Annotated in this window: 12 protein-coding genes and 1 pseudogene; 4 read left to right on the forward strand and 9 right to left on the reverse strand. The window is 58.4% G+C overall.

Annotated features, from left to right (window positions below; translation table 11 throughout):
- The first annotated feature begins 72 nt into the window (after positions 1–72).
- Positions 73–1365, forward strand: coding sequence for a penicillin-binding protein activator (locus GJA01_RS11100; RefSeq protein WP_062503579.1), 1293 nt, complete (start codon positions 73–75; stop codon positions 1363–1365).
- Between the two features lie 127 nt (positions 1366–1492).
- On the opposite strand, the gene GJA01_RS11105 is transcribed toward GJA01_RS11100, so the two are convergent.
- The 7 genes from GJA01_RS11105 to pdxH all read right to left on the reverse strand — a co-directional run bounded on the left by GJA01_RS11105 (position 1493) and on the right by pdxH (position 8178).
- A complete protein-coding gene (locus GJA01_RS11105) occupies positions 1493–1876 on the reverse strand; it encodes a hypothetical protein (RefSeq protein ID WP_172794464.1) in 384 nt (127 codons plus the stop codon).
- Positions 1877–2040: 164 nt separating this feature from the next.
- Positions 2041–2955, reverse strand: a complete 915-nt coding sequence (locus GJA01_RS11110) for a lysophospholipid acyltransferase family protein (RefSeq protein WP_062503583.1) — start codon at positions 2953–2955, stop codon at positions 2041–2043.
- Complete coding sequence (gene lpxK, locus GJA01_RS11115; RefSeq protein WP_062503584.1) at positions 2952–3935, reverse strand: tetraacyldisaccharide 4'-kinase; 984 nt, start codon at positions 3933–3935, stop codon at positions 2952–2954. Before lpxK ends, GJA01_RS11110 begins: the two co-directional genes overlap by 4 nt.
- Entirely contained in the window at positions 3932–5782 is a 1851-nt protein-coding gene (locus tag GJA01_RS11120; protein WP_253783247.1) for a glycosyltransferase N-terminal domain-containing protein, read from the reverse strand. The genes lpxK and GJA01_RS11120 overlap by 4 nt, the downstream gene beginning before the upstream one ends.
- Before the next feature lie 71 nt (positions 5783–5853).
- A complete protein-coding gene (locus GJA01_RS11125; RefSeq protein WP_062503588.1) occupies positions 5854–6564 on the reverse strand; it encodes a polysaccharide lyase family 7 protein in 711 nt (236 codons plus the stop codon).
- 83 nt (positions 6565–6647) lie between these two features.
- Entirely contained in the window at positions 6648–7532 is an 885-nt protein-coding gene (locus GJA01_RS11130; RefSeq protein WP_062503590.1) for a universal stress protein, read from the reverse strand.
- Positions 7533–7575: 43 nt separating this feature from the next.
- The gene (gene pdxH / locus GJA01_RS11135; RefSeq protein ID WP_172794465.1) at positions 7576–8178 is read right to left on the reverse strand and encodes a pyridoxamine 5'-phosphate oxidase; all 603 of its coding nucleotides are present in this window, start codon (positions 8176–8178) and stop codon (positions 7576–7578) included.
- Positions 8179–8470: 292 nt separating this feature from the next.
- Between pdxH and fabI the strand changes: the two genes are divergently transcribed.
- Complete coding sequence (gene fabI / locus GJA01_RS11140) at positions 8471–9322, forward strand: enoyl-ACP reductase FabI (protein WP_034881234.1); 852 nt, start codon at positions 8471–8473, stop codon at positions 9320–9322.
- A 1-nt stretch (position 9323) separates the two neighbouring features.
- On the forward strand, positions 9324–10406 hold the full coding sequence (aroC, locus tag GJA01_RS11145) for a chorismate synthase (protein ID WP_062503594.1): 1083 nt from the start codon (positions 9324–9326) through the stop codon (positions 10404–10406).
- Positions 10407–10422: 16 nt separating this feature from the next.
- Here the strand turns inward: aroC and GJA01_RS11150 are convergent, their stop codons facing one another.
- Positions 10423–10854, reverse strand: coding sequence for an OsmC family protein (locus GJA01_RS11150; RefSeq protein ID WP_061931748.1), 432 nt, complete (start codon positions 10852–10854; stop codon positions 10423–10425).
- A 439-nt stretch (positions 10855–11293) separates the two neighbouring features.
- On the opposite strand from GJA01_RS11150, the gene GJA01_RS11155 reads away from it, so the two are divergent.
- Positions 11294–13147 (forward strand): ribonucleoside-diphosphate reductase subunit alpha, encoded by a 1854-nt coding sequence (locus GJA01_RS11155; RefSeq protein WP_253783249.1) that lies wholly within the window; start codon positions 11294–11296, stop codon positions 13145–13147.
- A gap of 73 nt (positions 13148–13220) precedes the next feature.
- Here GJA01_RS11155 and GJA01_RS15560 read toward each other — a convergent pair.
- Positions 13221–13978: pseudogene (locus tag GJA01_RS15560) on the reverse strand (hypothetical protein); the annotation flags it as partial.

The raw sequence follows: 13978 nt of genomic DNA on the forward strand, positions 1-13978 counted from the left end.
GAGTTTCAGCGGAACATGACTTTTCGGACATCTGCATCCTCGGTGATGAACTCAAGGCCCTATTCTGGACCGATGAGCCGTCTGCGCAAGGGTGTAAGCACTGGCCTCGCCGCTGGAACCTTCCTGACGCTGACCGCCTGCTCCGGCGGAGGCTCTTCGCTGATCCCGGGTGTGGGCGGTATTCCTGGCTCTAGTCAGGCGCCGGGCGCGCATGACGTTGGCCTGATTCTGCCGTTGACGGGGCGATACGGAGCGATTGGTGGTCGTATGCGAGACGCCGCCAAGCTTGCTCTTTCTGCCCAAGGGTCTCCAACGCTGGATATTCATGACAGCAACGCCGCAGGAGGTGCCGCACAGGCAGCGCATGATGCGCTTTCCCGTGGTGATGCGATGATTTTGGGGCCGTTGACCGCTACGGAAACGGCCGCTGTTGCGCCACTGGCTGTGGAAGCAGGCAAGCCTGTCCTGGCGTTCACAAGCGATTCGACACAGGCGCGTCCGGGCGTCTGGGTCATGGGTCTGACACCGGAGCAGCAGGTTCGCCGCATGGTGGACGCCGCGCGGGCGACGGGTCGCAAAACATTTGCTGCTTTCCTGCCTGACAATGCGCTTGGTCACGCCATGGCAGAGGGGCTTCAGCGTGCCTGTCGCGATGACGGTCTGAACGAGCCGAAGATCGTTTTCCACGCAATGGATGCCCAGAGCATTGATGATGGCCTGAAGGGCTTGTCGGATATCGCGAACCGTCAGCCTCCTGCTCCTGCGCCGACAGTACCACCCGGTCCGTCTGCTGTTGACCCGACCGCAGAAGCTGCTCCCGATTCGGCTACTGCTGCCACTCCGGCTCAGGCAACACCTTCGCAGCCTGTTGCAGCCTCTCCTGTTCCGCCGCCGCCGTTTGACGCGCTGGTTCTGGCCGACACCGGTATGGAACTGGGGCATATCATTACTGCTCTGCGCGATGATCACATTGACGCCAGTCAGGTTCAGATCATGGGGCCGGCGCTCTGGAAGGCGTTTGATGGCAAGCTGAGTGCGTTGCATGGTGCCTGGTACGCTGCGCCGGACGCCAAGGATCGCAACGGATATGTCGGGCAATATAAGGCCGTCTACAAGCAGGCACCGTCCCCGGTCACGGACTTTGCCTATGATGCGGCCGCTCTGGCTGGAAGTCTGATGAAGCAGGGTGGCCCTACGACGGTAGCCTTGACACGGGCGGATGGTTATATGGGGGTGGACGGTCTGTTCCGGTTGCGTCCGGACGGGCATGTAACGCGCGCGTTGGCTATCTATCAGATCCAGCGTGGCGGCGGCGCCCGGATTATTGTTCCAGCATCGCGGGATATCGCGGCCCGACCGAGCTAAGAAAGCGTCTTATTTCTTAAAGGAAGAAACACGCGTCTGCGGCGACCAGCGCGTGTTTTTTTATGCCTGATTTTGGCCAAGATGCCGGGAACAGCAGAAAGAGGCGGTTTGATGCCTCAAAGCGCTGTCAGGCGGCGTATGTTTCTGCCAGCGGCAGGACGGGGCGAATGGTGTGCAGAGCCAGCTCGAAGCTGGCGTAGCTACCGAGTTCGTGATTTCGCAGATGGTCGATCAGAACCCAGCGCATGCCTTGTGGACGCAGCATGTAGGCAGGGTCGGGATTCTCACGGACCCAGACAAGAACATGCTCGATCGGGGTCGTTCCATCAAAATTGGTAACGCCAGAGTCGACCGGAGTGATCTCTGCATCGAACAGACCCATCCGCATGCCAGCTTCGAGCCACCGGGACAGATATTCGCGGTGACGAGGAAGTACACCCTGTCTCAGGGTAATGACATTCCCACCCATGGAAACGGAGGAAAGGTCAAGAAGGGGAGTTGCCTGCGCCATCAGGTAAGTCCTCATCAAAGCGGGGCGGAAGAGCCCGGTGATTGCGATGAGGTCAGGCTAAAATCCAAACGGGGCCTTTCACAATCTTAAATGACGCAAAAACCCCGTCTGGCGACATAAACTTTCCCCACTGTGGCAAATCTGCCATGCGAAAAACGCATAGCTCAACATGTTGTTGTCATATTCCGATACAGGTCCTTGCTCCAGCGCCGGTGAAGCCAGAGCCAGGACCCAGGGCGTTCCTCAATCCATTCCTGAAGCCGGTCGTTGAGGCGCTGGGTCAGAGCCCGAATGTCAGCCTGTCGATTCTGTGTCGGCTGGAAATCAATGGGTTCGTCTACAACAAGCACGAGTCTCGCCGGACCATCTCGGCGGACATGACCCGTTACGATCAGGGCGTTATGTCGCAGCGCAAACACTGCCGTAGCCGAGGCTGTCATTGCGGCGCGGCCAAAGAGCTGAGCCTCGATGCCATCGTTCATTTTCTGGTCGCCCAGGACGCCGAGATGGCCACCTTTTGAGAGATGCCTGAGGGCTGCACGTGCGCCTTTGGAGCCTTTTGGAAACATGGGAACGTCTGCTCCCATGGCTTCCCGTCGAAGGGCATGGATGATGGAATCCACTGTGGGATTGCTTGCCGCGCGGTAGAAAGACGCGAATGGCATGCCGAAACGGGCCACGACCGGCGGCATCAGTTCCCAGTTCCCAATATGGCCGGAAAAGAAAATGATCGGTCGTCCCGTGGCTTTGGCAGCTTCGAGATGTTCCGCCCCTTCAACCTGCCATCCCGGACCAGAGGGCGTGTTCTGCTTCAGGTGTCCAACATGGGGAAACTCTGAAACGGTCCTCCCCAGATTGTCCCAGCAGTCCCGAACGGTTTTGCGGCGTTCGTCGCGGGTCATCTGTGGCATGGCCAGCTGCAGATTCTGGTCTGCTACTTTGGAAACTGGCAAAAGTGGACCGATTGTTCGCGCTACCGATCCACCGAGGGTAGAGGCCACGGAAGGTGGCAGAATGCGGAGCCCGCCCAGCAGGATGCGCACGATCAGGGCTTCTGCCCGGTATGAAAGAGAGGTCATGACAGGGGAAAAAGCAGATCCAGAATATGGTCGGGTGCCTTGGGGTCTGCCCAGAGCAGCTCGACATTGACGACCGTGACCTGCGCCCGAAAGGCAGGAGGAAGTTTGACCGCATCCTTGGCTGTGGTCACCAAAGTGGTGCCGGATTCCCGGCGCAGCATTTCAAGGCGCTGAATATCATTGTTGGAATAGGTGTGATGGTCCGGGAAGGGCAGGGAGCGTACGGGAGTTACGCCGGCATCCTGCAACATGGAAAAGAACTTTTCCGGGCGGCCAATGCCCGCGAAGGCCACCACGCGACGCCCCTGAAGGCCCCGGATTTCTGGTCCGGGAACAAGTCGGGCCTGCGTTTTGAACAGGAATGGGGGAAGGGTCAGCAGAAGGTTATGACGGTCGTCACCAATGATGACCACAACCTGTGCCCGCTTTAGCCCGTCCATGATCGGTTCACGCAATGGGCCAGCCGGCATGACCTGCGCATTTCCGAAGCCGACTGCGCCGTCCACAACCAGAATCGAAACGTCCTTGTGCAGACTCGCATTCTGGAAGCCATCGTCCATCACGATGCAGTCGGCTCCTTGACCAATGGCCAGGCGTGCAGTCTGGCCCCGATCGGGCCCGATCCATGTCGGTGCGGCACGGGCGAGAAGGAGGGGCTCATCGCCCACATCCCTGGCGCTGGCCCGGCCGGGATTGACTTCCAGTGGTCCACGTTCGCGTCCGCCATGACCACGGCTGAGAATATGAGGATGATGTCCACGCTCAATAAGGCGCTGGACCAGATCGAGGGTCAGGGGAGTCTTTCCTGTTCCGCCGACTGTTATGTTGCCGCAGCACAGGACAGGAACAGGGGCCTGAAATCCGGATTTTTTGAGACGGCGGCGTGTCAGGCGAGTCGCAATGGTTCCGAACGGACGCAGCAGAAACGCGGCAGGCCCTATCCGGGGAACGGACCAGAATCGCGGAGCCTGCAGCTTCATCGTTCAAGTGTCTCCAGAATACGAGGGCTCAGCTTCGACACTACGGAGCGCTGAAGTTCCCCCGTCGAAGCTGTGGCGTGCGCTGTGGTCATCCACTCTGCCAGAGTAGCGACATCCCTGACGATGTGAAGATAATCCTGAAGCAGGATCATGGCTTCACGCCAGTTGGTCATCAACGGGCCAGTTGCGGTTGGGATCCCCAGACGCAAAGGTTCGAACGGATTATGTCCGCCGCCTTTGCCAGCCAGAGAATTGCCGATGAAGCAACTGTCTGCCAGTCGGTAGAACAGCCCCAGTTCTCCGAGCGTATCCGCAATCCAGACGGAGGTTGTGGCGTCTGGGTCCTGACCTTGAGACCGCCGACGGTTTAGCCCGAACTGTTGTGCCAGTTCTTCGCCTCGGGAAGGATGACGGGGGATGAGAATGGTCAGCAGATCAGGTGTCTTCTGCCGCGCGATCGCTGCGGCTTCCAGAACCAGGTCTTCTTCGCCGGGGTGCGTGGAGGCCGCCACAAACACCGGACGATCACCGATGAGGGCTTGCAGGCGCTTCAGTTCCTGCTCGTCGCAGAACAGAGGGGCGGCATCCTGTTTGAGATCCCCGTCTTCGTAAACCGGACTGGCATCAAGACTGCGAAAATGTGTGGCGTCTTCAGCCCCGCGAGCCGCGACCCAACTCAGGCGTGAAAACATCCGGCGCGCCAAAGGTCCTGCCTTGGCCCAGCGATGTGCGGAACGATCCGACAATCGGCCATTGACGACCATTGTGGGAATGTTCTGGCGGCAACAGGCTGTAATGATCCCGGGCCAGAGTTCGCTTTCTACAAAAACGGCGCCATTGGGCTTCCAGCGTTTGAGGAAGCGACCGAACCAGCGCGGCACATCATGAGGGATGAAACGATGGAGAACACGTTTGCCAAACTCCGGATGTGCCGCGACGATTTCCGCTCCCGTGACTGTGGCCGTTGTGAACAGAATTTTCAGGTCAGGCTGTCGTGCAAGCAGATCGTCCATCAGCGGGCGGGCACACAGCGTTTCTCCAACGCTGGCGGCATGGATCCAGAGAAGTTTCCCATTTGGTCGAACACCACCACCCAAGCCCATGCGTTCCCGCAATCTGTCTGGTAGTTCACGCCCTCGGTGGACGCGAAAACGAAGCATGATGGTGAGGGACGGGGCCAGAAGTGTTCCGATGATGGCCCAGAGCCGATCCATGACGGAAAAATTCTGTCGCCGTACGGTGCTTTCTGCCTGCTGAGAAACCGTTTCCAGGGCTTTCTTCAAGGTTTCTGCATCAGGTTGGAAAAGTGGTGCCCCGGCAACCAGTGATCCTCTGCCAAAAGGCAGCGGAAACAGCATTCTGTCCCATGAGGGCAGATGGATGCCGTTACAGGCGAGACCCATAGGGATAACGGCGCATTTTGCCAGACGGGAGAGCGCCACTGCGCCGGGCTGGACATCTTCGGCAGGGCCGCGGGGACCATCCGGCGTAATGGCGACGAAAGCACCATCCTTCAGTTCCCGGAGCGCGGTACGCATGACAGCGGCGCCACCTTTATCTTTGCCTTTTCTGGAAGACGATCCGTGGATGCCAATAATTCCCCATGGACGGACGGCGTCGGCAATTAGCAGGCCATCCGCATTTCGGGAAATGAGCACCCTGAGTCGCAGGCGAGGTTCATGAGCGGTTGCCCAGAACCAGAGCGCCGGAGCCAGGGTCAGGGAACGGTGCCAGAAAGCGACCACCAATCCCTGATCTGGCTGTAGCAGAAGATCCCTGGAGTCCTGTGAGCCGCTTACCTGCCAGCGTGTGGAACGCAGGCTGGCACCCAGCCAGATACGGATCATGCGCGCAGGCGATATCATGGGCAGTCGGGTAGCATGGTCCGGGCTGGCTCGCAAAACTCTGTGACAGACTGTCAGGTTGCCTGATGGTGAACCTGAAGTCCCGTGAACGTTACGCGGGCTGCGTCCGAATGGCTGGGCCTATGGAAACCCTGTTCGCCTGCGATGGCTTCAAACCACAGGGCCTGTGTTGTTGCGGCAGAGGGAAGCGAGAAGTGGTTTGTCGTTCCGTTAACGGAGATCAGCAGTAAACCATTAGGTGTTGTGTGTATGGCGTATCGGACGGTCTGTTGCGGATAGACGGTGCCAGCGACTACTTTCTGGGTGGATGTTCCGTTGTTCACAATGGCCAGGACCCTGTCGCCTTCGACTCTGAGTTCGGCAATGACACCCTGCTGGGACGTCAGACGACCAATGGTGATACGGCCGTTCTTTGGGATGCGGTCGATGTGCAGGGCGGCTTCCAGATCGGAAGAAGTCTGCTGGAAGTACCAAGCTGAATTTTCGCGCAGAAGGGTCTCGGGAGCAATTGTGCCCCGGACTGGCGGCTGAAGACCATCAGTATGAAGTGTTATGCCGCCGGTTTGCGGGTTGCGGCTATAAAACGGGCTGCTGTAGCCCGAGATCAGCGTGGTGGAAGGAACAAGATGCAGGCTTAGTTGGCCCGACGGTTCCTGAAGAGTGAATGAGGAGATATCCGCTGAAAGGCGGTTATCCATGGCCTGAGCAGATGCGCCTGTAACAGCGGCAAGACAGAAAAGCGGAGCGGCTAGGCGGGAAAGCATGGAACGTCCTTTCCGGAAGGCTGTGTGAAACGTCGGATGACAACTTCAACGCGGAACACCCGGAAAGGACGCATGATCTGATGTCAGCGACTCATGAGAACAGTCAGCTTCATGTTCTCAAGAATATGACGCGTGACGCCGCCAAGGATCATCTGGCGCAGGCGTGAGTGGGAGTAAGCGCCCATACTGAGCATGTCAGCGCCAAAATTTTCAGCGCCTTTGAGCAGACCCGCACCGACGTCCTTGTTGATAGGGTCGCAAGCCTGTGTTGTAGCGGAAATGCCGTGCATCCGCAGATAACGAACCACATCGTCGCCCGTCGGACCGCGGCGCTGATATTCCTGACAGGTCAGAACCTGCACGGCTTCTGCTGTGTGCGCCCATGGCAGGATGCAACGCAGGGCGAGGGACGCCTCAGACGTACCATTCCAGGCAATGGCAATACGGCGGCCAACGGTCTTGGGAACGATCGGCGGCGCAATGACAAGCGGGCGACCACTATCAAAGAGAATGGCGTGCAGCGTCTCGGATGCCCGAGGGTCTGTAGCGGAAATGAGATTCGGCACGAGCGTCATGTCCGCCAGGCGTGAACGCCATGTCAGCGCGTCATGCTCCGTCCCGTCCAGGACTTCGAGGCTGGCACTGACACCCTCCCCAAGGGTCATGCCGATTTTGGAGGCTTCGACGCGGCGGATGCCGTTCTGGTGCACGAAAGTATCGAAGCTGTGGCGAATCTTGATGGCGCGACGATGTGCTTCTGTAGCTGCCGCGTCGATCATTTCCGTGACCATGCCGGCAGAAATACCTTCGCCGGCCAGTGTCGCCACTTCGGTCGGATCTGATCCGACAACGACAGCAGAAAGATGCGCGTTGAAACGATGTGCAAAGTCCAGAGCGACCGACATGACGGAGTCAAGGTCGTCGGCCCCGGTGAGGGGGAGAAGGATATTCTTGATTTCGATAAGCATAACGTAAGGCTCCCCACCTAATGGAAAAGGATGTTCTGTCTCTTTACGGATAAAGACGCGTGACGTTCCATCCGGATCCATCACGAGTCCATAATGCACGGTCATGGAGGCGGAAAGGGCGGTCCTGCCAGAACTCGATGGCGTCTGGACTGACGCGGAAACCTGTCCAGTTGCTCGGGCGCGGAATCGGGCCATCGCCATATTTTTCTTCCGCTGCCTTCAGACGCTCTTCAAACGTACTGCGGTCATCCAAGGAGCGGGACTGGTCAGAGGCAATGGCCCCAAGGCGGGACATGGGCGAGCGGCTGGCGAAATACGCATCTGCCTCTTCTTCACTGACCTGCGTAACCGGGCCTTCGATCCGGATCTGCCGACGCAGGGATTTCCAGTGGAACAGCAGGGCGACATGAGGATTTGCCAGCAGATCGCCACCCTTGCGGCTCTCCACATTCGTGTAAAAAACAAATCCGCGTTCATCCGCCCCCTTGAGAAGCAGCATCCGGACGGATGGTCGGCCGTCGGGCGTTGACGTCGCAACAGCCATGGCATTGGGGTCATTGGGCTCGGACGCTTCCGCGTCTGACATCCATGTTGCGAACAGTGCGAACGGATCGGCAGTCAGATCGATAAGGGGCTGAGAGGGCATGGAAGTCTCCTGAAGCAGCGGGGACGGCCCCGAAAGGGCAGGACGAAGACCATAGCGGTTCCGTCCGGCCCCCGGAACAGACCCGGTCAATCGACGGTCCCGAATTGTAGGGTCGCTTACATTATATAGAGGACAAAAGAAGAGATGCCTTGACCTGTCTCATGGGCCGGAAATCCACACTGCGGCTGAAAACTGCCGTCGAAGAGGCATTGAGTGTCGTGTTACTCTTGTTTGCTGGCATCTCTTGTGCGACCACGGCGCTAATACGCCAATGCGATTCAGGAAACCTCCAATGTCTGAAACAGAAGACAACATCCCGGCTCCCGTGACCGGCACCCTCATGAAGGGTAAGCGCGGTGTCATTATGGGCGTTGCGAACAAGCACTCCATCGCCTGGGCGATTGCCAGCGCCTGTGCTGCCCAGGGTGCCGAACTGGCTTTTACCTACCAGGGTGAGGCTCTTGGCAAGCGCGTTCGTCCGCTGGCAGAGAGCGTTGGCTCTGATCTGGTTCTGCCCTGTGACGTCAGCGATGACGCCGCAATCGATGCCACCTTCGACGAGATCGAAAAGAAGTGGGGTAAGATCGACTTCGTGCTTCACGCCATCGCATTTGCTGACAAGCAGTACCTCCGTGGCCGTTACATCGATACGCCGCGTGATGCCTTCCTGCAGGCCATGGATATCTCCTGCTATTCTTTCGTGTCCGTCGCCCGTCGTGCGTCTGCCATGATGAATGCCGGCGGCTCGTTCCTGAGCATGACCTATCTCGGTGCCGAGCGCGTCATGCCGCATTACAACGTCATGGGTGTTGCCAAGGCCGCTCTTGAAGCCTCCGTGCGTTACATGGCGGCTGACCTTGGTCGTGACGATATCCGTGTGAACGGTATCTCCGCAGGCCCGATCATGACGCTGGCGGCCAATGGTATCAGTGACTTCCGCTATATCCTGCGCTGGAACCAGCTCAACGCCCCGATGGAGCGTAACGTGACCCTGAAGGATGTTGGCGGTTCGGGCATGTACCTGCTCTCCGATCTTTCCAGCGGCGTGACGGGCGAAATCCATCATGTGGATTGCGGCTATCACACGGTTGGCATGAAGAACCCGGCCGCTCCGGATATCGCAGCTGTCAGTTCCGGGGACTGACATGTCAGACAACAGCTTTGGGCAACTTTTTCGCGTTACCACCTGGGGTGAGAGCCACGGGCCAGCCATTGGCTGTGTCGTGGATGGCTGCCCGCCCCGCCTGAAGCTGTCCGAAGCGGACATCCAGCCCTGGCTTGACCGTCGTCGGCCGGGGCAGTCCCGCTTTACCACCCAGCGGCGGGAGCCGGATCAGGTCCGGATCCTGTCGGGGGTCTTTGAAGGCCAGACGACTGGCACGCCTATCTCGCTCATGATCGAGAACACCGATCAGCGGTCGAAAGATTATGGTGAGATTGCCCAGAGTTATCGTCCGGGCCATGCTGATATTGCTTACGATCTGAAATATGGCATCCGCGATTACCGTGGTGGTGGTCGCTCGTCCGCTCGTGAAACGGCCATGCGTGTTGCGGCCGGTGCCGTGGCCCGTGTGTTGCTGAAAACTCTGGTCGGGGAGGGCGTGAAGATTCGCGCGGCTCTGACAGGGATCGGCGGTCAGACGATTGATCCGACCCGGTGGGACTGGGACGAAGTGGAGCGCAATCCCCTCTGGTGCCCGGACGCTGCAAGCGTAGGTCCTTGGGAAGAGCTGCTCGACTCCATTCGCAAGGATGGCTCCTCCATCGGGGCGACTGTTGAGGTTGTTGCTGAAGGCCTCCCGCCGGGTCTCGGTGCGCCAGTCTACGGCAAACTGGATGCAGACCTTGCCAGTGCTCTGATGGGCATCAACGGTGTGAAAGGCGTTGAGATCGGTGATGGTTTTGCCGTCGCCGCTCTTCGTGGTGAGCAGAACGCAGACCCGATCGCGCCGGGGCCGCAGTTCACGTCAAACCATGCAGGCGGCATCCTTGGAGGCATCTCCACAGGGCAACCGATCGTGGCCCGTTTTGCCATCAAGCCAACCAGTTCGATCCTGACGCCCGTGCCTAGCATTAATAGTGCAGGGGATTCGGTGGAAGTTCGCACCAAGGGACGACACGATCCGTGTATCGGTATCCGTGCCGTGCCTGTGGCGGAAGCCATGATGGCCTGTGTTCTGGCTGACCATCTGCTGCGCAATCATGCGCAGTGCGGCTGGGATAACTGATCCCAGCCTCTCCGTTTTAGCTGGCGAGCTTGGCGTCCAGGGTGATCTCTGTATTGAGAACCTTGGACATCGGGCAGCCGATCTTTGCCTTGTTAGCAGCATCGAGGAAGTCAGACTCCGTCGCGTTTGGAACCACGCCGCGCAGGGTCAGATGGGCCTTCGTAACGGCAAAGCCGTCACCAACCTTATCCAGGGAAATTGTCGACTCCGTATCGAGAGAGTCGGCCGTAAAGCCCGCCTCACCGAGAATCAAAGATAGCGCCATTGTGAAGCAGCTCGCATGGGCCGCGCCGAGCAGTTCTTCCGGGTTGGTGCCGGGCTTGTCTTCGAATCGCGTGTTGAAACCATAAGGCTGATCCTGAAGGGCGCCACTCTGCGTTGAGATGGTGCCTTTGCCTTCCTTGATCGTTCCGCTCCAGTGAGCCGAAGCTTTCTTGTTGATGGTCATGAGACGCTCTCCGCGTGTTGGGGTCGGGTTCTTCAACGTAAAGAGGCAGTCTTAGGTTGCGGTTAAAATCCTCTGCCCCTGTGGTTGTGATGTCACGGTAGGAAAGCTGCTTGGGGATGAATGGGAACTCGTGGCAGTTTTCTGCGATTGCCCCAATATATAGGGGTGTGGATCATTTTTGCCCCTAGATATGGATGGCTCCAAATTCACAGGTCTTTCCATTTTGCAAGCGAAGAGTTCGCTTGCAGTGAGCCCGGCGAGTGTGGAATTGGAGGGTCATCAAATCGAAAAAAACAGACCGCCGGAGCAGAGCGCAATGACACTTCATGACGTGACGATGGACACGCCACACACGGCCGACCGACCGCATGACGTGCTACCGCCTGTTGACCATCCTGTTGGTGAGCCTGCTGTTGGGGAAGGGGACGAAACGCCGGATATGTTCGACGATGTCGTCCAGCTTCCCGGTCATCATGCCGTGCGGGTGGATCGTTCACGTGACGCCCTGTTGACGGATTTTGGCAAGGCGACGCTGGACAATCGCTATCTGCTGCCCGGTGAGCATTATCAGGATCTGTTTGCGCGCGTTGCGTCCTATTACGGTGCCGATCAGGGTCATGCCCAGCGGATCTATGACTATATTTCCCGTCACTGGTTCATGCCGGCCACGCCGATCCTGTCCAATGGTGGCACATCACGCGGTCTGCCGATTTCCTGCTTCCTGAACGAGGCGGAAGACAGTCTTGAAGGGATTGTCGGTCTTTGGAACGAGAACGTCTGGCTCGCCTCCAAAGGCGGTGGCATTGGGTCCTATTGGGGCAATCTGCGTTCGATTGGTGAGAACATCGGCCGTAACGGCAAGACGTCAGGTGTCATTCCGTTTATCCGCGTAATGGACAGCCTGACACTGGCCATCTCACAGGGCTCCTTGCGTCGTGGGTCTGCGGCTGTGTATCTGCCGGTCTGGCATCCTGAAATCGAAGAGTTCACGGAAATGCGCCGCCCGACGGGCGGTGACCCGAACCGTAAGGCCCTGAACCTGCATCATGGCGTGCTGGTTACGGACGCCTTCATGCGGGCCGTCGAGGCTGACGAGGAATGGGCTCTGCTCTCCCCGAAGGATCACAGCATTATCCGCAAGGTCTCGGCCCGCGCGCTCTGGATCCGTATCCTGACGGCCCGGATGGAGCAGGGCGAGCCGTACGTCATTTATTCGGACCATGTGAACCGCGCCCGTCCGGAGCATCACAAGCTGGCCGGTCTTGAGGTCAAGACCTCCAATCTCTGCGCAGAAATCACGCTGCCGACCGGCATTGACCATCACGGCAAGAACCGCACGGCTGTCTGCTGCCTGTCTTCCCTGAACCTGGAAACCTGGGACGAGTGGAAAGACGATCAGCAGTTCATCGAGGACGTTATGCTGTTCCTCGACAACGTTCTGCAGGACTTCATTGACCGCGCGCCGGACGATATGGCGCGCGCCAAGTATGCCGCTGCCCGTGAGCGGTCTGTTGGTCTCGGTGTGATGGGCTTCCATTCTTTCCTTCAGGCTCGGATGATCCCGTTCGAGAGCGTGATGGCGAAGGTCTGGAACAAGAAGATCTTCCAGCATATCCGCGCCCAGGCCGATGCGGCGTCAAAGAAGCTGGCGGAACTGCGTGGTCCGTGCCCGGATGCCGAGGAATATGGCTTTATGGAGCGTTTCTCGCACAAGCTGGCGATTGCTCCGACGGCCTCCATTTCCATTATTACGGGCAATGCAAGCCCGGGCATTGAGCCGATCAGCGCCAACGTCTTCCTTCAGAAGACCCTGTCCGGCTCGTTCTCGGTCCGTAACCGTCATCTGACCACGATCCTTGAAGAGCGTGGCCAGAACACGGACAAGGTCTGGTCTGACATCACTCTGAGCAAAGGCTCAGTCCAGCATCTGGACTTCCTGACACAAGATGAGAAGGACGTCTTCAAGACGGCGTTTGAGCTGGATCAGCGCTGGGTTGTCGAACATGCCGCAGACCGTGCGCCGTTCATCTGTCAGGCACAATCGGTCAACCTCTTCCTGCCTGCGGATGTGCATAAGCGCGATCTGCACCAGATCCACTTCCAGGCCTGGAAGAAGGGTCTAAAGTCTCTGTATTACTGCCGCTCCCTGTCGGTGCAGCGCGCTGATGCGGTCTCCACGCTGGCCGTGAAGAGCGATATTCTGGAAGACGAGAAGTACGAAGCCACGGCGCAGGCTGCTCCACGCGGCAAGATGAGCAGTGGTGATTACGAAGAGTGCCTGGCCTGCCAGTAAGATCATTCGACAGGATCTGCTTAAAAATCCCAGTCCTCGTTCGAGGGCTGGGATTTTTTTTGTGCAGGGCGTTTCAGGTCCGGTGAGTGCGGCGGCGGAAACCCATGATCAGCAGGATCACCCCCAACGCTGTGGCGATCCAGGCCAAGGTTGCTCCGGGAGGGGCAAAATGGAAGTGGATCTGGCTGTTACCAGCAGGGAGAGGGATACGCTCAAACAACCCATCCCATGTTCCTGGAATGATGGAAGTCCCGTTTATGTCTGCTTCCCAGCCTGGCAGCATGATTTCCCGACGGATCAGATGGGTTGGCTTCTTACATTGTGCAGAGAGGGTCTCCCGGTCCAGTGGGATTAGAGTGCAAGGAGCCTCGGTCTCGAAATAGGGCGCCGGATTCTTTAGTCGGATCAGGTCTCCGGCGGCTGTCTGTAAAACGGGTGTCATGGTTTCGCGCACTGCTTCTGTTTCGAAACGGATGCGTGGCCAGGCGATCTGATCTTTCACAGTGGACCAGATCATCACGTATGAGGTTGCGTTCTTGAGGCTTAATGTCAGGGTTCGGGCATCGGGCGGGATCACTCTGTCCAGTGCAATCGCAGTCAGGCCGTTATCCTTTGCCTGTTTCAAGGCCGTTTGGCCCGTAGCGCATTCCTTATCGGAACAGAGGGACAGGATGAGAAAACCATCTGAATGACCGCTGTAAGTGCCCAACTGGAGGAGGGCCAGTTTGCTGGAAGGTTTGTCCCAGGAGGAAATGTCAATTCTGACGTCTGGGGACGCTGGAGACAGAGGAAAGCCGCCGGACTGACGGTCTTTCAAAGGATAGGGCGTAT

Origin of the sequence: Gluconobacter japonicus (genome assembly GCF_002723975.1) — a bacterium.
Taxonomy (GTDB): domain Bacteria; phylum Pseudomonadota; class Alphaproteobacteria; order Acetobacterales; family Acetobacteraceae; genus Gluconobacter; species Gluconobacter japonicus.

Excerpts from the sequence above, each read along its gene's own strand:
- aroC (WP_062503594.1), top strand. The coding sequence starts at position 9,324 with ATGTCAGACAACAGCTTTGGGCAACTTTTTCGCGTTACCACCTGGGGT.
- GJA01_RS11105 (WP_172794464.1), bottom strand. The coding sequence starts at position 1,876 with ATGGCGCAGGCAACTCCCCTTCTTGACCTTTCCTCCGTTTCCATGGGT.
- GJA01_RS11155 (WP_253783249.1), top strand. The coding sequence starts at position 11,294 with ATGTTCGACGATGTCGTCCAGCTTCCCGGTCATCATGCCGTGCGGGTG.
- GJA01_RS11120 (WP_253783247.1), bottom strand. The coding sequence starts at position 5,782 with ATGATCCGTATCTGGCTGGGTGCCAGCCTGCGTTCCACACGCTGGCAG.
- GJA01_RS11110 (WP_062503583.1), bottom strand. The coding sequence starts at position 2,955 with ATGACCTCTCTTTCATACCGGGCAGAAGCCCTGATCGTGCGCATCCTG.
- fabI (WP_034881234.1), top strand. The coding sequence starts at position 8,471 with ATGTCTGAAACAGAAGACAACATCCCGGCTCCCGTGACCGGCACCCTC.
- lpxK (WP_062503584.1), bottom strand. The coding sequence starts at position 3,935 with ATGAAGCTGCAGGCTCCGCGATTCTGGTCCGTTCCCCGGATAGGGCCT.
- GJA01_RS11130 (WP_062503590.1), bottom strand. The coding sequence starts at position 7,532 with ATGCTTATCGAAATCAAGAATATCCTTCTCCCCCTCACCGGGGCCGAC.
- pdxH (WP_172794465.1), bottom strand. The coding sequence starts at position 8,178 with ATGCCCTCTCAGCCCCTTATCGATCTGACTGCCGATCCGTTCGCACTG.
- GJA01_RS11100 (WP_062503579.1), top strand. The coding sequence starts at position 73 with ATGAGCCGTCTGCGCAAGGGTGTAAGCACTGGCCTCGCCGCTGGAACC.
- GJA01_RS11125 (WP_062503588.1), bottom strand. The coding sequence starts at position 6,564 with ATGCTTTCCCGCCTAGCCGCTCCGCTTTTCTGTCTTGCCGCTGTTACA.
- GJA01_RS11150 (WP_061931748.1), bottom strand. The coding sequence starts at position 10,854 with ATGACCATCAACAAGAAAGCTTCGGCTCACTGGAGCGGAACGATCAAG.